Genomic DNA, 17074 nt, shown 5'->3' with positions numbered 1-17074 from the left:
TCGTCTACCGGATGCTCAATCCTCTTGCATGTCCTCGATGATGGTCTTGAGTTCCTGCGCTAGCCCGGTCAGGTTGGACACGGCCTCGGCGGACTGGTTCATGGCGTCGGCGGTCTCCGATGCGATGGTGTTGATCTCGTCCGCTGCGCGGGTGATCTGCTCGGACGCTGCGGATTGCTCCTCGGCGGCGGTGGCGATGTTTTGAACCTCGGCGGCGGTGCTTTCCACCAGCTTGACGATGGCCTGAAGGGCCGTTCCCGCATCGTTGACCAGTTCCGTGCTCTTCTCGACGAGGTTGGCGGCTTCGTCCATTTCCTGAATGCTGGTGCGGGTGCCCGTCTGGATGGTGGAGATGGCGTTGCCGACTTCCTGCGTTGCGTTCATGGTCTTTTCCGCCAGCTTGCGCACCTCGTCTGCCACCACGGCGAAGCCGCGTCCGGCGTCCCCAGCGCGCGCGGCCTCGATGGCGGCGTTGAGTGCGAGGAGATTGGTCTGGTCCGCGATGTCGGTGATGACCGTCATGACCTGACTGATGCCCTCGGCATGCGTGCCCAGATCCGCCATGCTCTCCTTCAGTTCGAGGCTTTTTTTCTGAACCATGTTGATGGAGGCGATGACCTTCTGCATCAGTTCGCCCCCGGCCATGGCCCTCTCCTTGGCTCCTTTGGCGCTATCCGATGCGGTCCCCGCATTCTTGGCCACTTCCATGATGGTGGCGTTCATCTCTTCAATGGCGGTTGCCGTCTCGGTGGTGCGTTGGCGCTGGACTTCTGTTCCGCGGCTCGATTGCTCGATCTGCGCCGCGAGTTGCTCGGCGGACGACGTCACCTGTTCGGAAACGACGTTTGCCTTGTCTGCGGCCTTGGCGATGCGGTCGTGCTGCTCGCGGATGCGTTGCTCCTGCGCACGGATGTCCGTGAGATCGAACCAGATGACGAGGGAGCCGATGAGTTTCCCGTCCAGATCGTTGATCGGCGTGCAGGTGGAGTTGATGAGGTAATCCTTGCCGGTTTCGCTCTTGATGGGAACTTCGGCCGTAAGTTGCTTGCCTTCCTTGAGCGAGCGCACGGCCAGTGTTTCGCGGCCTGCGTCGTTGTAGAAGAACTTGCCGGACGATATGCCCTCGAAGTCCTTGGGCTTACCCTTCTTGCCCAGCACGTCGAGCTTCTGGCGGTTGATGAAGATGAGCTTGTCATCGGCACTGACCACGGAGCAGGGCAGGGTGATGCCGTTTAGCACACCCTGCGCGAATCCGAGCTTGTTCTTGAGTTCTGCCACCATCTTCTTGATGTCCTCGGCCAGCATTCGAAGCTCTCCGCCGAACTCGCCCGTGAGCTTTGAATGCAGATCGCCCTGGGCGACCTTGTTGGCGAATGCCTGGATGGCAATGACAGGGCTGGTGATGGACCCCGCAAAGAAGATGGCGATGCCACCGATGAGAATGGCGGCGATGATCGCGATGATAGTGATGGTCATCTGGAGCGAACGCACCGGCTCCATGATTTCGTGCTCGTCGATCTCCGCGACCATGGCCCAGCGCTCGCGGCTGAAGTTGATGGGCCCGTAGGACGAGAGCACGCTGTTTCCGGTGTAGTCGGTAATGATATTGTGATCGGTCTTGCCTTCGAGGGCTTCCTTGACGGCCACGGTGTCCACGCCGTTTTTCTCGACGCTTCCGGCGAAGGATGCCTTCACGGAGTGCGTGTCCGGCTGGAGGAAGGAGTCGGAACGCATTCGCTTGTCCGGGCCGACGAGATAGATTTCGCCAGACTTTCCGAGGCCGGTGCGCTCCTGCATGATGAAATTGATGGCATCGATTGAGAGCTGGACCGCAAGCACGGCGACGGTCTTGCCCTGCACGTGGATGGGGGCGGCGACGAAGGCTGCGGGCGCTCCGCCGCTAGGGGCATAAGGTTCGAAGTCCTCATAGCGGGTGCTGTCCGTCTCGATAACCTTGCGCCATACGGAGGCAAGACCGGAATCTTTGAGCTTGCCGGCGGAAAGATTTTCGCCGAGGTCGGTCTCGCGCGCGGCGGTGAACATTACATGGCCGTGGTCTGCGGAGATTACGAATATGTCGTAGTACTGATAGACCTGCATGTACTTCGTGAAGAAGCCGGAGTTCTCCTGCCAGATGCGTTGGTATTCCCCTGACTTGACGTCGTAGTTGCCGTCGGGCTGGGTATTCGTGTCCTCTCGGTATGTGTTGAGGATGGAGAAGAGTTGAGCCGCGTCGCGCGACATGGCGAGGGAGGACACGTCATCGCCGCGTCTGGCGAAATAGGTCTCGATCTGGTTTCGCTTGATCTGGGCGATGGCGTCCAGTTCGTCGAAGGATTTGTGGACGAGGGCTGTCTTGGCGACTTCGGCGCTCAAAAGTCCAAGGACGATCAGGGGCACAAGACTACAGCCCAGCAGTGTTGCCAAAAGCTTCGTGCGAAGCTTCATGTCGCGAAGGGACGCCATGGCGGTTTACTCCTTTTTGCGGACAGTGTTGCCCATGAGTATAGCATGCCGTGTCGGGAAATGAAGCCTTAACGGTAGAATTTGGCGGTTAGTGGTATCTGTGGGGAATGTCTAGAGGTTGTGAACGGGGAACTGGCGATGGCGCGCGGTGAGCGATCATGAAGAGAACGCCTTGCGATGCGAGTGCAACGAAAACGGCCCCCGTTCCGGTGCGGAGCGGGGGCCGTTGCTGTCAGTGAAGCTAGACTTCGAAGAGCATTTCGAGGTCGTCCCGGGTGAGGGACTTCCAGGTATCCTTGCCGGGGATGATGGCGTCGGCGATGCCGCGCTTCTGGTCCTGCAAGGTGAGGATCTTCTCCTCGACGGTGTTCTGGCAGATCATCTTGTACGAGAAGACCTGTCGGGTCTGGCCGATACGGTGGGTACGGTCCGTCGCCTGTGCTTCCACGGCGGGGTTCCACCACGGGTCGTAGTGGATGACGTAGTCCGCCGAGGTCAGGTTGAGGCCCGTTCCGCCAGCCTTGAGCGAGATGAGGAAGATCGGAATCTCGGGTGTGTTGTTGAACTTGTCCACCTGCTCGAAACGGTCCTTGCTGGAGCCGTCGAGGTAGCAGAATGGGATGTCGTTGATCTGCAGCCACGAGCGGATGATGTGCAGCATCTGCACGAACTGCGAGAACACGAGCACCTTGTGGCCTTCCTCGATGATGTCCGTGACCATATCCTTGAACGCGTCGAACTTGCCGGAGGGCAGGTTGGTGGACACGCCGGGGATGTCGAGCTTGAGCAGGCGCGGATGGCAGCAGATTTGCCGAAGCTTGAGCAGCGCGTCGAGGATGGACATCTGGCTCTTGGCGATGCCCTTTTCGTCCACGTCGGCCAGCACCTGCTCCTTGAGCTTCTTCGCGAGCATGGCGTACAGCTCCATCTGCTCGTCGGCCAGCGCGCAGTACTGCACGTTCTCGATCTTGGGCGGAAGGTCCTTGGCCACGGCACTCTTGGTGCGGCGCAGAATGAAGGGCTTCACGCGGCTGCGCAGGTATTCGAGCGTCTCCTCGTCTCCGTCCTTGATGGGCTTCACGATGCCGCGCTGGAACGAATGCTGCGAACCGAGGAAGCCCGGCATCAGGAATTCGAACAGCGACCACAGCTCGAAGAGGTTGTTCTCGATGGGCGTACCCGAGAGGCACACGCGAAGCTCCGAGTCGATCTTGCGCACGGAACGCGCGGTGATCGTGTTCGGATTTTTGATGTTCTGGGCTTCGTCGAGCACCAGCGCGTTGAATTCGTGCTTCTGCAATTCTTCGAGATCACGACGCAGCAGAGCGTAGGTGGTGAGCACAATCTGCGAATCGGAAATCTTGCGGAAGAGGTGGTCGCGGCGTGCGCCGTAGATGACCAGCCGCTTCAACTGCGGAACGAACTTGCTTGCCTCGCGCTCCCAGTTGGGCAGAACCGACGTGGGAACCACGATGAGGTTCGGTTTGTCGTTGCCCTTCTCGATGAGGTACAGCAGGAACGACAGCGTCTGGATGGTCTTGCCGAGACCCATTTCGTCCGCAAGAATGCCGCCGAACCCGTATTCCTTGAGGAAGTTGAGGAACGACAGGCCCTGCAACTGGTAGGGGCGCAGCGTCGCGTTGAGCGTGTGCGGCTGGGTGACCGGCGTGATGCGCTCGAAGCTGTGGATCTTGTGCTTGAGGTCCTCCCAGAAGCCGTCGGTGACGGCCTCGGGCAGGTCTTCGAGGATGCGGTCCAGAACTGGCGCTTCGAACTGCTGGAATTCCGACTTGGGCGGCTTTTCCGGATCGAGACCCATGGCCTTGAGCTTGTGCCCGAGCTTTTCCAGCCAGCTTTCGGGCAGGCTGGTGTAGGTGCCGTCCTTGAGCTGCACGTAGCGCTTGCCGCTGGTCCACGCCTCCCAGATCTTGTCGATGGGCACGCGCTGGCCATCGTAGTCCACGGCGAGGTCGAGGGTGAACCAGCTTGTGTTCTCCTTGTTCTCCTCGTCCTCGGCGCTTTTCACCTCGGCCACGATGGTCGGCGAGGTCAGGCGAACTTTGTAGCGGGTGAGATTCTTCTCGCCGAATACCCGGTACTTCTCGATGAGCTTGGGATAGGCGTCCAGCAGGAAGTTGATGGCTTCCTCGGGTTCGAGGAACCAGTTGTCGTTGTCGCGCGGCTGGAAGCCCATGGAAATGAGCGTGGCGGTCAGTTCGGCTTCCTTTTCCTGCTGGCGCAGGAGCAGGAAGGATTTTCCGCCATAGGTGTAGCTGCCGGTCTGCAGGTCCGGGTTGGGACCGGGCAGGGCGGCTTCGCCGTGTTCCGTCTCGTAGGCGTTGTGCACGCGCAGGGTGAGCAGGCTGCCTTCCTCGTCGAGGAAGAGCTTCGGCGCGTATTCGGCCGGGACGAAGAAGGGGCTCATCTTGTCGATGAACTTTTCCTGTCCGTGTAGGTCCGAGGCCGGGAGCTTGGTCCACACCCTGTCGAGGAATTCGGAAATGTCGTTGTTGGAGATGGCGGGCGGGGCCACGGTCATCTCCTGGATGAGCACCGGGGACAGGCCGGTCTGCACGGGGTAGAACGCCTGCTTGTGGTACACCCAGATCGGAAGCTGGCCGTAGAAGTAGACGTGTTCGCCCTTGATGGAGAACGGCACTTTGCCTTCGCGGTCTAGCAGAACGTCGAAGGTCAGGCCGTCCTCGGAGATGATCGGCGAGAGCTTGAGGCGCATGGTCTTCGGCTCGATGCGCAGATGCTGTTCCGTGTCGCGGTAGAAGAGGTAGTACTCGTCCTTGATGGCCCAGAAGAACCACGACATGAGGCCGTCCGGAACGTCCACGCGGTGCCCGGCATAATCCAGATAGCGGCTGATTTGTTCCGCCACCTGCGGCAGGCGGGGCGAAAGTTCGGACCAGTCCGGATTGGCGATGATCTGTTCGAGGGTGACTTCGTTTTGCACCGTGGACAGGCCGGACTTGTTCTGGCGCGCACGGAAGAAGGCGACCTGCAAGCGACCGTGCTCCGGATAGAAGCGGAAGATCAGGTAATGCCGACCGGCTTCGGGTTCCGGTTCCGTGGCGAAGTAGGCGCGAAAAATCTGCCGCCAGTCGGTCTGCGACGGGACGACCTGCTCCTCGCTTTTCACCTCGAAGGTCTGGAAGAGTTTCAGCGCCGTTGCTGCGACGTGCTTGCAGACTCCCGAAAAGGAGTCCGGGCAGTTGCAGTAGAAGTTGATGGTGCCTTCCTTGATGTTCAGGCCGATCTCGGCACTGTACGCCTGAAAGTCCTCGCCTTCGATCTGGCCTTCCACATCCCAGTAGCCTTCCCGTTTGTTCAGGGAGAGCTTCTGGACGCCGTTGTTGGCCAGAATCTGCTTCGCTCCGTCCACGATGTATTCGGGGACGGTAAAATTCGTGAATTCCTGGAGAAGGCTTTCTACAACCTTCTCTTCAGCATTATCCATGATGTCGGTAGCCTCTCACTTCTCGCTGGAATTGGCCCTGTGGAATGTCCCGCCGGGGACGACAGTTTTCGGCGAAGACCCGCTGAGCCTGCGCGATTATATCCATATGCCCCAGATTTTCAAGAGTCCCTTGGCATTTGGCGGACTCTGATTCATACTCTGCGCCCGGGTGGTCGATTTGTCACACGAAAGATGCCATCGGCTTCGAACCGGAAACCGCAACGGGGGCTTCATGTCGATCAGAAATATAGCGCTTCTTCTCTGTATTGCCCTGTGCGGCCTTGTCGGCTGTGGGCAGGATTCGTCCGACTCCGCAGCGCCTGCGGCCGGGACGAAAGCCACCGCCACCGCCTCGCCCGGTACGCCGCAGCGCGGCGATCTGCTGGTGCTTGGCTCCATTGCCGAGCCGTCGAACCTCATTCCCGCCCTTGCGTCGGACAGCGCATCCCACGATGTGATTGCGCTGCTCTACGTTTCCCTCGTGCGTTACAATCGCAACATCGAGCTGGAGCCGTACGCCGCCGAAAGCTACGAAGTGCTCGATGGCGGGCGTCTTCTGCGTTTCAAGCTGCGCGAGGATATCCGTTGGACGGATGGCGTGGAGCTCACGGCCGATGATGTCGAGTTCACCTACAGGGTCATGATCGACCCCGGAACGCCGACAGCGTATTCGGAGAATTACAAGCTCGTAAAGCAGTTTACGAAAACCGGCAAGTATTCGTTCGAAGTGACCTACGATAAGCCCTATGCGAAGGCTCTTGTTTCGTGGGCCATGGAGATTCTCCCGAAGCACATTCTCGAGGGCGAGAATCTCATGAATACCCGCTACAGCCGTGAGCCCGTGGGTGCAGGCCCCTTCAAGCTCAAGTCGTGGGAAGCGGGGCGGCGCATCGTACTTGAGGCCAACGACGACTATTTTCTTGGGCGGCCTCATCTGGATGGCGTGGTGTTTCGCGTCATCCCCGACATGTCCACCATGTTCCTCGAACTCAAGGCCGGAAACCTCGATTTCATGGGGCTGACGCCCCAGCAGTACCTGTTTCAGACCAAGGGGCCGGAGTGGGAGGCGAATTTCAACCGCTTCGAGTACCTTTCCTTCGGCTACAATTTCATTGGCTGGAACCTGCGGCTGCCCATGTTCGCCGACAAGCGCGTCCGGCAGGCGCTGGCCCATGCCGTGGATAAGCAGGCCCTCATCAAGGGTGTGCTCATGGGCCTTGGCGAGCCGACCATCGGTCCCTACAAGCCCGGTACGTGGATGTTCAACGACAAGCTCACGGACTACGACTTTAATCCGCAGAAGACCCGTGACATGCTGGCCGAGGTCGGCTGGCGCGACAGCGACGGCGACGGCTGGCTCGATAGGGACGGCAAGCGCTTCAGCTTCACGCTGCTGACCAATCAGGGCAACGAGCAGCGCATCAAGATAGCCACCATCGCGCAGGCGAACCTGAAGGACGTCGGCATAGAGGTGAAGGTGCGCACCGTGGAATGGGCCGCGTTCCTCAAGGAATTCATCGACAAGGGCAACTTCGACGCCGTCGTCATGGGTTGGACCATTCCGCAGGACCCCGACCTCTTCAACGTGTGGCATTCGTCCAAGGCCGTTCCCGGCGGACTCAATTTCATAGACTACAGGAATCCCGAGCTGGACGAACTGCTCGTGAAGGGACGCAGCCTGATCGACCCCGCGGAGCGCAAGCCCGTGTATGATCGGGTGCAGGAAATCCTCCACGACGACCAGCCCTATCTCTTTCTTACCGTGCCGCTGGCCCTGCCTGTCGTTTCCTCACGTTTCATGGACGTGGAGGCGGCACCCGCGGGCGTTTCCCACAACATGGAATGGTGGTGGGTGCCCGAAAACCGTCAACGATACACCGCCGTGCCATGAGCGCGGCCATATTCGGTAGCAGTCTGAAATGATTCGAATTCACGAGATTCTTGAAAAGACCAAGGGATACCTCTCCGACAAGGAACGGGAGCTTATCCAGAAGGCGTACGTCTATTCCGCCACCGCGCATGCGGGGCAGATACGCCGTTCCGGAGAGCCGTACCTGTCGCATCCGCTTGAGGTGGCCAACCTGCTGGCTGACATGCGCATCGACGGCTACACCATTGTCGCCGGTCTGCTGCACGATACCGTGGAGGACACCAAGGCTTCCATTGAGGATATCGACAGCCTCTTCGGAGAGGAAGTCGCGGACATCGTGGATGGCGTGACGAAGATCAGCCAGATGCAGATGACCTTCGACACCAAGGAGGAAGCGCAGGCCGAGAACATCCGCAAGATGGTGTTGGCCATGAGCGAGGACATTCGCGTGCTGCTGGTCAAGCTGTGCGACCGGCTGCACAATATGCGCACCCTCGAATACATGAAGCCGCACAAGCAGCGGGCCATCGCGCAGGAGACGATGGACATCTACGCTCCGCTGTCCAACCGCCTTGGTCTGCACCGCATCAAGGTGGAGCTGGAGGACCTGAGCCTCAAGTATCTGAAGCCGGACATCTACGGGCAACTCCAGAAGGGATTGCACGAGCGCTCGACGCGCGGTCAGGCCTATATCGACAAGGTCATCGAGCTCATCGAGGAGAAGCTGCGCGAGAACAACATCAAGGGCCGCGTCACCGGCCGCATCAAGCACATCTTCAGCACGTTCCACAAGATGGAGCAGCAGGGGCTGGACCTCGATCAGGTCCATGACCTCATCGCATTCCGCGTCATCGTCCCCGGCATCAAGGACTGCTACGCGGTACTCGGCCTTGCGCATGCGGATTGGAAGCCCGTTCCCGGGCGTTTCAAGGACTACATCTCCATGCCCAAGGCCAACATGTACCAGAGCCTGCACACGACAGTGATTGGGCCTGAGGGCGAGCGCATCGAAATTCAAATACGAACTGAAGAGATGCACCGCATCGCCGAGTACGGCGTGGCCTCCCACTGGAGCTACAAGGAGGGCATGGGAAAGAAGCGCGCCAAGGACATGGACCGCTTCTCGTGGTTGCGCCAGATCATGGATTGGCAGAAGGAGGAGTCCGATCCTCGCGAGTTCATGAAGTCCTTGCGCTTCGACCTGTTCAAGGACGAGGTGTATGTCTTCACCCCGCGTGGCGACGTGAAGGAACTGCCCGAGGGTGCCACGCCCGTCGACTTTGCCTATCTCATCCACTCGCAAGTGGGCGACCATTGCGCGGGAGCGAGGGTCAACGGTCGCCTCGTGCCGCTGTCGCGCAAGCTGCGCAACGGCGACTCCATCGAAATCATCACCGATCTCAACCGCAGGCCCAGCCGCGATTGGCTCAAGTTCGTCAAGACGGCCAAGGCGCGCACGCGGGTCAAGCATTTCATCCGTACCGAAGAGCGGGAACGCTCCATCGCGCTTGCCCGCGAGATGCTTGAGAAGGAAGGCCGCAAGATGGGCATCAACGTGCAGAAGGTCATCAAGGCCGGACAGCTCGACCCCATCGCGGCGGAGTTTTCGTTCAAATCCGTGGACGATTTGTATTCTGCCATCGGCTATGCGCGTCTCACCCCGCGTCAGGTGCTCAACAAGCTCTATCCGAAGCTGGACGAGCGCGACGTGGTCCACGAGGAGCGCCCCCGCGAGCAACCCGCACCGGAGAAGGATAAAGGCGCGGACAAGGTGCGCATCCACGGTGTGGACGACGTGCTCATCCGTTTCGCCAAGTGTTGCAATCCGCTGCCCGGCGAACCGATCATCGGCTACATCAGCCGTGGCAAGGGCGTTACCGTGCATACCACGGACTGTCCGAACATGGGCAGCATGGAGCCTGAACGCCTGCTCAACATCTGGTGGGAGAGTGACCAGCAAAAGCCCTATCCGGCGAAGATTCGCATCGTGTGCCGGAATAAGCGCGGCATGCTCTCGACCATATCCGCCAAGCTTACCGAGCAGGACGTGAACATAGATTCCGGACGCTTCAAGTCCAACGTGGACGGCAATTCCGAACTCATCTTTACCGTGGAGGTGCGGGATTCCGCGCACCTCTATCGCGCGCTCGACAATTTGAGTGCTGTGCAGGATGTCGTGGAGGCCGTGCGACTGGCCACCCGTGGCGAGGACTGATCTTCGCAGGGATTGTGCAATGCAATGAGGACGGCCCGGAGCGCAAGCTCCGGGCCGTTTTGTTGTGTTCGGCGCAGTCGGGCCGGGAGGGGGTATTGAGGGGTTCTCCAGACCGACCGCGCCGAAATGTGATGACTGTGCGATGTGCGCTAGGCCGCGCAGATTCCGAAGGCTGGAAGGACATGATGCAGGACGTGGAAGCGGTGCGCGTGTAGCGCATCGTGGAACAGCTTCCAGTCGCTGGCGAGAAAATCGGGCTGGAAGTGGTAGATGATTCCATCCGCGTTGGCTCGGGCAGGTCGGCCAAGTGCGAGGCTCTTCCATGAACGGGGGCCGCTTGTCGCATAGCTGGGGGCACGCTCGTAGCCGAAGTCGTCCACGAGGGACGTGAGCCACAGCCTGTGACGCCGATCCCCGTCTTCCTCCTCGAATTTCCGGAAGTTTGCGAGAATCTGAACCTTGCGGTGCTCGGGCAGGCCGTCCAGTTCCTCGAAGTTTTCGCCGCCGAGGCGGAATCCACGCGCCGCGCGGCAGAGCATGTCTGCCGCGTGGAGGAAATCGCTTGGGTTGTTGCGGGGGACGGTGGCGCCATCATGGGTGACGTAGGTCCATTCGAGGTACGGCAGATCCGGAAGGCAGAGCGCCGCGCCGTGGCCCAGCGGTAGCGTGTCACCGACGAAATGACCCGCCGCACGGCTGAAGAGCGTGCCGAAGTAGTGGGACATCTTGGCCTTCCAGTCCTGCGTGTGCCGCGAGGAGTGGGTGATGTCCCCTATGTCGTTGACCTCGTGATTGATACCGGCGAAGCCCTGATGCGCCCATGTGTCCGCATAGACGTGGAGTGTGACGCCAAGACGCATGAGGCCGTATTCGGCGTTGCGGTCACGGATGCAGGAGCGGACCATCTCGCGGGCGACGGGACTGTCCGGCCGACAGACAAGCCGCTCGGCAAAGGACGTTCCCGTGTCGTTTCCGGGCAGGAAGTGGAAGGGAATCCAGACCCTGTGGTTGGCGAGGTCGCGCAGGTTGCGATAATCCACCATTTTGTGGGCCGAGGCGATGCGGGCATACATCTCGCCGCCATCGAAGCGGACGAGGTGCTCGTTGGCGGCGTCATCAACGAACTGCGCAGCGTACGCGACGCGTGACGCGTCCTCGTGGCTGAAGCCAGCTTCCCTGACGGCGGCATAGGTTACCGCATGGTGGAAGTCGATTTGCATACGCCATGCCCCCAAAGCGAGGTGTGATATTTCCCCAACTATATCGGGAATCAGACATGGGTCAAGGTGAATTTTCAGGAATGTACGGGGGTTGCGAGCTCGTGGGGGGACTGGGAATTGCGCGCGAGGTGGGTGTTTTCGGGGATGAAACTGTGGGGCGGCGTGGGGTGTCTGGGGGAATGGATGATATATTTGGGGGAAAGCCCTACCGCCGTTGACGGCGGTAGGGCTGGAATGTCGAAATGATGAAGATCAGGAGCGTGCGTCGATGAGCGCGGCTGCCAGTTCGGCGAAGCCGTATCCGCCCTCGCCGTCGGTGATCCATGCGGGCAGGGCTTCCATCTCCTGCGCCAGCGCGCGGACGTTGGCCACGCCCACGGCATTGGGGAAGAAGGCGAACATGGGGCAGTCGTTCGGCGAATCGCCGGAAAAGACGATCTGCTCGCGGATGGCGTCGATGTCCTCGCCGAAGACCTCAGCCAGCAGGGTGCGGGTCATGGACAGCTTGTCGTAGCCGCCGAACCAGCCGTTGACATGGATGGAACTGATCTTGGCCTCCGCGCCGGACTCCGTGAATATGCGGGCGATGGTGCGCACGTCGTCCATGGGCAGGGCTGGCACGTCCTCGCAGAAGTCAACGGCGAGGTCGGCCTCGCGGTAGGCCTGGTCCGAAGCAATGGCAGCTCCGGGCACGGCGGAGAGGATTTTCTTGGCCAGCAGGTCGAGGCGGTGGCGGTCCTCGGTGCGTTCCTCGTCGGTCTTGAAGTAGCGACGGATCATTTTGCGTTCGGCTTCGTCGTAGCGGAAGTAGAAGGCGCCATTCTCGCCGACGAGGCCGTCCACGGGCCACATGCGGGCGATGTGGTCGCACCAGCCGGCGGGGCGACCGGTGATGGGGATGACGCGGATGCCTGCTTCGTGCAGGGCTTCGAGTGCGGCGTACGCGGGGGCGGGCAGACGGCCAGAGTTGGTAAGTGTGTCGTCGATGTCGGTGAGGACGTAGCGCACGGCGGCGCGGGCTTCACGCGGGAAATCTTTGAGTGGGCGCATGGTGGTGTCCTTGTCTAGTCTGTTTGGGCATCGACGGTGTCGCGCAGTTCGCCGCGCTTGTACCGCGCGATGATGCGCTGGTCGCGGCTCCAGCCGAGCACCTTGTCGATGTAGAGTTCAAGCGTGGTGTATTCCCGTATTTCGAAGTCCGGATCGGTGTCGACGGTGCGCACGTCTCCCTCGGGCGTGACGTTGAGCCAGTGCCATGCTCCGTCGATCCACGCCTGTGTCTGTGCGTGGGGGCGTCCCTTGCGGTAGCCACGGGCTATGCGCACCTTGTAGGCGTCGCCCGCAATGAGGCCGCAGTACACGGCCCGGTGGCGGCAGGCGTTGTTCGCGTCGATGGTCATGCCGACAGGAGATGCGGCGTTCGCAGTGGATGGCGCAACGAGCGTGAGGCTGGCGGTCAGCGCGAAAAGCAGGTGGCGAAGTCGGTGCACGAGATTCCGTATCCGTCGGGGTGGTTGAAAAAGGCCTCCGGCGGCGATGAACGGGCCGGTCCAGCCGGAGTTCATAGCCGCCCGAGGCCTTGGGCGCAAGTGGATGGTGGCGCGGCGTTGTGCGCTACTTGATGCCCGCGCGCATGAAGCTCTGCACGAACTGCCGCTGGAACAGCAGGAACGAGACGAGCAGCGGAGCCACGGCGATGAGCGTGCCTGCGGCGATGACCGGGAAGTCCACGCCGGACTCTGGCGCGCCGAAGATCGCCAGTCCCACGGTGAGCGGGCGGGTGGTCACGGAGTTGGTGATGACGATGGGCCACAGGAAGTTGTTCCAGTGGTGGCTCACGGACACCAGACCGTAGGCGAGGTAGGTCGGGCGCGCCAGCGGCACGTAGACCTTGAGCAGTACGCCGAGCCAGCTGGCCCCTTCCACGCGTGCGGCCTCTTCCAGCTCCAGCGGAATCTGCTTGAAGGTCTGCCGCAGCAGGAAGATGCCGAAGGCGGAGGCGATGTAGGGCAGGCCCATGGCCGGAATCGTGTCCACGAGGTTGAGCGAGCTCATGATCTCGTAGTTCTTCACGATGAGCTGCTCGGGCATGATCATCATCTGCACGAGCACGAGCATGAAGGCGATGTTTTTGCCGGGAAACTCAAAGCGCGCGAAGGCGAAGGCCGCCAGCGTACAGATGATGAACTGCGCCACGAGGGTCATGCTCACGTACATGAACGTGTTGAGGAAGTAGCGGGCGAACGGCGCGGTATTCCAAGCCTCGCGGAAGTTTTCGAGCGTCAGCGGGGCCGTGAGATCGAAGTGGGTGGTGAACTCGCCCGGATGGATGGCGCCCCATATGGCGTAGAGCAGCGGAGCCGCCCACAGCGCGGCCAGAAGCCACGCTGCGGTCCATTCGAGGTAGTGCCAGAAGCCTTTCTGCATTGTCGACCTATTGGTAGTGCACTTTGCGTTCGATGAACACGAACTGGGTTATGGCCAGTACCGCCAGCAGCGCGAGCAGCACGATGGTCAGGGTGGACGCGTAGGCTGTGTCCCAGAAGCTGAATGCGACCTCGTAGATGTAGTAGAGCAACAGCGAGGATGCGTTGTCCGGGCCGCCCTTGGTCATGATGAACAGGTGGTCCACCAGCTTGAAGGAGTTGATCGTGGCGTTGATGAACACGAACAGCGTGGTCGGCATCAGCAGCGGTAGCGTGACGCGACGGAAGAAGTACCAGCGTCCCGCGCCCTCGACGCGCGCGGCTTCCTGCAATTCTGGAGGGATGGCCTGAAGCGCCGCGAGGTAGAAGATCATGAAAAAGCCCGCCTCTTTCCAGATGGTCATGATGATGAGGCAGGGGAGCACCGTCGCCGGGTCGCCGAGCCAGTTGTGGCTGGCTCCGCCGAGGGCTGTGACGATTTTGTCTACGAGTCCGATCTGCGGCGTGTAGAAGAACAGCCAGATGTTGGCCACGGCGATCATGGGCAGGATGGTGGGCGTGAAGTACGCCGCGCGAACCCAACTCTTGGCCGGGAGCTTGCCGTTGACCCACAGCGCCATGATCAGCGCCAGCGCCACGCTCACCGGGATGGTGCCGAGGGAGAAGATGGCGTTGTTGCAGAGCACCTGCCAGAACACGTCGTCTTCGAGGAGCATGGAGTAGTTCTCGAGCCCTACGAAGGCCGCTTCACGCAGGCCGCGCGGGGTGGTGAAGAAGCTGGACTTCAGCGTCTCCAGCACCGGGTAGTGCGTGAAGAGGACGAGCAGGCAGGCCGCGGGCAGAAGCAGCAGGCACCCGTAGACCTGTGTGGAAATCTTTGTATTGAGCTTCATGTCTGATGAGCGCGCCCGATTCCGCATGGAACCGGGCGCGCTGGTGTTTCGTGGTTAGCGGTAGCGCTTAAGGATGCGCTCGGCACCCTTCTGCGCGGCGGCCATAGCGGCTTCGGGCTTGTCCTGTCCGGACAGCACGGCCTGAATGGCGTCGTCGAGCAGCTTCTTCACGCGGGCATTCTCGTAGGTGGAGAGTTCCGCGGTGGCGTAGTCGAGCTGGTCGCGCGCAACGGCCGCAGCGGGGAAGTCGTTGCAGTAGGTGGTCAGGGCCTCGGTGGCGTAGGCGTCATGGCTGGTGCCGATGTAGCCGGTGGCCATGGACCACTTCGCGGAGCGCTCGGGAGCGGTCATCCACTTGACGAAGGTCAGGCAGGCGGTGCGCTCCTCGGGGGTGGTTTTCTTGAAGATGTAGAAGTTGCCACCGCCGGTGGGCGAGCCGGGGCGCTTCTTGGCGGGCAGCATGGCCACGCCGAAGTCGAAGGGCGCGCTTTCGCGCACGGGGGTCAGGTTGCCGGTGGAGTGCCACATCATGGCCGTGGAGCCTTCGAGGAACTTCTGGCGCAGGGTGCCCCAGTTAATGGTGCCCTCGGGCATGATGCCGTACTTGCCGCCAAGGTCGCGCCAGAAGGTCATGGCCTCGACCACGGCGGGATTGTCGAAGTAGGTGGTGTTGCCGTCGCCGTTCATGAGCACCTGATCGTTCTGCATGCACAGCGCGCCGAACATCCAGTAGGGATAGCCGGTGGAGGGAATGTGCAGGCCCCAGCGGACGACCTTGCCGGACGCGTCGCGCTTGGTCAGCTTCTTGCCCATCTCGACCATCTCGTCCCAGGTCTGGGGCGGGGTGTTAGGATCGAGACCGGCTTCGCGGAAGGCGTCCTTGTTGTAGTACATGACGATGGTGGAACGCTGGAAGGGCACGCCCCAGACCTTGCCGCTGGCGGAGCTGTTCTCCATGAGAGCGGGGTAGAAGCTCTGGAGCCACTGCTGGTCGGCATCGGAGGTGACGACATCGTCGAAGGGCACGACCACGTCCTGATCCATGAGCTCGAACAGGTCGATGGAGAAGAGCACGGAAAGCTGCACCGGTTCGCCCGCGCGAAGCGCGGCCAGCGCCTTGACGCGGGTGTCGTCGTAGTTTCCGGCGTAGATGGCCTTGACGTGAATGTCCGGATTTTCCTTTTCGAAATCGGCGATCATGCCGTCGATGACCTTGGTGATGGGTCCGCCGACGGAGACGGGATAGTACATGGTCAGATCCACGGCGAACGCCGGCCCGGCCATGAGCGCCACGGTGGCAAGGGCAAGCACCAGTTTCCTCACGCTTCGCATCATCTCGGGAATCCTCCTTCCTGTGGTCCGGTTATCGATGCGCGGCTTTGCACTTCCCGCGCGACGTCGCACCGGAAGTCACGAAGCCGAAATGCCTTCTATCCCTCGCGGCGCATGCCGGTGGCGGCGTCGAAGAGATGAATGTCCGAGGGGCTGAAGTCCAGATGCACGGCGTCGCCCATCGCGGGGGCGACCTCGCCGGAAAGCCTCACCAGTGCGTCGCTTTCGCCGACGCGGCAGGAGAGGATGTGGTCCGCGCCGAGGTATTCCACGCCCGTTACCTGTGCGGGAATGCCACTGGCGGCGAGGCGGATGTTCTCCGGACGGATGCCGAGCAGATTGCCCTCGCCCGCGCAGGTCGCGGGGATGCCGGGAATTGGCGTGTCCACTCCGCGCACGCGGACAGCTCCCACGCCGCCGGTGAGCGGCAGGATGTTCATGGGCGGGGTGCCGATGAACTGCGCGGCGAAAACGGTGGCCGGGCGGCGATAGAGTTCCTCCGGCGTGGCGTGCTGCTCCTTGTGGCCGTCCTTCATGAGCACGACCTTGTCGGCCATGGTCATGGCCTCGACCTGATCATGGGTGACATAGACCATGGTGATGCCCAGCCGCTGTTGCAGCGCGCGGATTTCGCGGCGCATCTCGTTGCGCAGCTTGGCGTCGAGGTTGGAGAGCGGCTCGTCCATGAGGCACACGGGCTTCTTGGAGACGATGGCACGGCCAAGGGCCACGCGCTGCTGCTGGCCGCCGGAAAGCTCCGAAGGCTTGCGGTCGAGGTAGGGCGTCAGCCCGAGGATTTCGGCGGCTTCCTTGAGCCGCTGGTCGCGCACGTCCTTGGGGCGGTTGCGCACCTTGAGGCCGAAGACGATGTTCTCTGCCACGGTCAGGTGCGGGAACAGCGCGTAGGACTGGAAGACCATGGAAATTCTGCGCTTGGAAGGCGGAAGCGAGGTGACGTCCGTCTCGCCGATCCTGATGGTGCCGCCGGTCACGTCCTCCAGTCCGGCGATGAGGCGGAGCATGGTGGACTTGCCGCAGCCGGACGGGCCGAGGATGACGAGAAGTTGTCCCGATTCTGCGGAAAAGCTGACATTGTCTACCGCTTTGATCGAGTTCCAGTGTCTGGAGATGTTTTCGAGGGTAATCTGCATTGTCGGGAGTGCCGCTGTCTGAGGTTTGGCCCTTG

11 protein-coding genes are annotated in these 17074 nt (G+C 61.3%); 2 read left to right on the top strand and 9 right to left on the bottom strand.

Features of this window, described 5'->3' with window-relative positions; all coding sequences use genetic code 11:
* Positions 1 to 15 precede the first annotated feature (15 nt).
* Together GGQ74_RS16385 and GGQ74_RS03975 are read right to left on the bottom strand one after the other, a co-directional pair.
* A complete protein-coding gene (locus GGQ74_RS16385; RefSeq protein WP_167940229.1) occupies positions 16 to 2466 on the bottom strand; it encodes a methyl-accepting chemotaxis protein in 2451 nt (816 codons plus the stop codon).
* A gap of 241 nt (positions 2467 to 2707) precedes the next feature.
* Complete coding sequence (locus tag GGQ74_RS03975; RefSeq protein WP_167940228.1) at positions 2708 to 5932, bottom strand: DEAD/DEAH box helicase; 3225 nt, start codon at positions 5930 to 5932, stop codon at positions 2708 to 2710.
* Positions 5933 to 6164: 232 nt separating this feature from the next.
* On the opposite strand from GGQ74_RS03975, the gene GGQ74_RS03970 reads away from it, so the two are divergent.
* Together GGQ74_RS03970 and GGQ74_RS03965 are read left to right on the top strand one after the other, a co-directional pair.
* Positions 6165 to 7823: a peptide-binding protein gene (locus GGQ74_RS03970; protein ID WP_167940227.1), complete on the top strand. Its 1659-nt coding sequence runs from the start codon at positions 6165 to 6167 to the stop codon at positions 7821 to 7823.
* A gap of 28 nt (positions 7824 to 7851) precedes the next feature.
* The gene (locus GGQ74_RS03965) at positions 7852 to 10017 is read left to right on the top strand and encodes a RelA/SpoT family protein (protein ID WP_167940226.1); all 2166 of its coding nucleotides are present in this window, start codon (positions 7852 to 7854) and stop codon (positions 10015 to 10017) included.
* 149 nt (positions 10018 to 10166) lie between these two features.
* Here the strand turns inward: GGQ74_RS03965 and GGQ74_RS03960 are convergent, their stop codons facing one another.
* The 7 genes from GGQ74_RS03960 to GGQ74_RS03930 all read right to left on the bottom strand — a co-directional run bounded on the left by GGQ74_RS03960 (position 10167) and on the right by GGQ74_RS03930 (position 17039).
* Entirely contained in the window at positions 10167 to 11237 is a 1071-nt protein-coding gene (locus GGQ74_RS03960; protein ID WP_167940225.1) for a DUF6765 family protein, read from the bottom strand.
* Between the two features lie 252 nt (positions 11238 to 11489).
* On the bottom strand, positions 11490 to 12287 hold the full coding sequence (locus tag GGQ74_RS03955; protein WP_167940224.1) for an HAD-IIB family hydrolase: 798 nt from the start codon (positions 12285 to 12287) through the stop codon (positions 11490 to 11492).
* Positions 12288 to 12301: 14 nt separating this feature from the next.
* Positions 12302 to 12727 carry a hypothetical protein gene (locus tag GGQ74_RS03950; RefSeq protein ID WP_167940223.1) on the bottom strand — a complete coding sequence of 142 codons (426 nt, stop codon included), beginning with the start codon at positions 12725 to 12727 and terminating at the stop codon, positions 12302 to 12304.
* 124 nt (positions 12728 to 12851) lie between these two features.
* Positions 12852 to 13664 carry a carbohydrate ABC transporter permease gene (locus GGQ74_RS03945; protein ID WP_167940222.1) on the bottom strand — a complete coding sequence of 271 codons (813 nt, stop codon included), beginning with the start codon at positions 13662 to 13664 and terminating at the stop codon, positions 12852 to 12854.
* Between the two features lie 7 nt (positions 13665 to 13671).
* Complete coding sequence (locus GGQ74_RS03940) at positions 13672 to 14556, bottom strand: carbohydrate ABC transporter permease (protein ID WP_167940221.1); 885 nt, start codon at positions 14554 to 14556, stop codon at positions 13672 to 13674.
* A gap of 54 nt (positions 14557 to 14610) precedes the next feature.
* On the bottom strand, positions 14611 to 15891 hold the full coding sequence (locus GGQ74_RS03935; RefSeq protein WP_167940220.1) for an ABC transporter substrate-binding protein: 1281 nt from the start codon (positions 15889 to 15891) through the stop codon (positions 14611 to 14613).
* 95 nt (positions 15892 to 15986) lie between these two features.
* A complete protein-coding gene (locus GGQ74_RS03930; RefSeq protein WP_167940219.1) occupies positions 15987 to 17039 on the bottom strand; it encodes an ABC transporter ATP-binding protein in 1053 nt (350 codons plus the stop codon).
* Between the last annotated feature and the right edge of the window lie 35 nt (positions 17040 to 17074).

This window comes from Desulfobaculum xiamenense (assembly GCF_011927665.1).
Taxonomy (GTDB): domain Bacteria; phylum Desulfobacterota; class Desulfovibrionia; order Desulfovibrionales; family Desulfovibrionaceae; genus Desulfobaculum; species Desulfobaculum xiamenense.
Note: the sequence above shows the minus strand (reverse complement) of the source record. Positions and strands in the feature narration are given on the sequence as shown.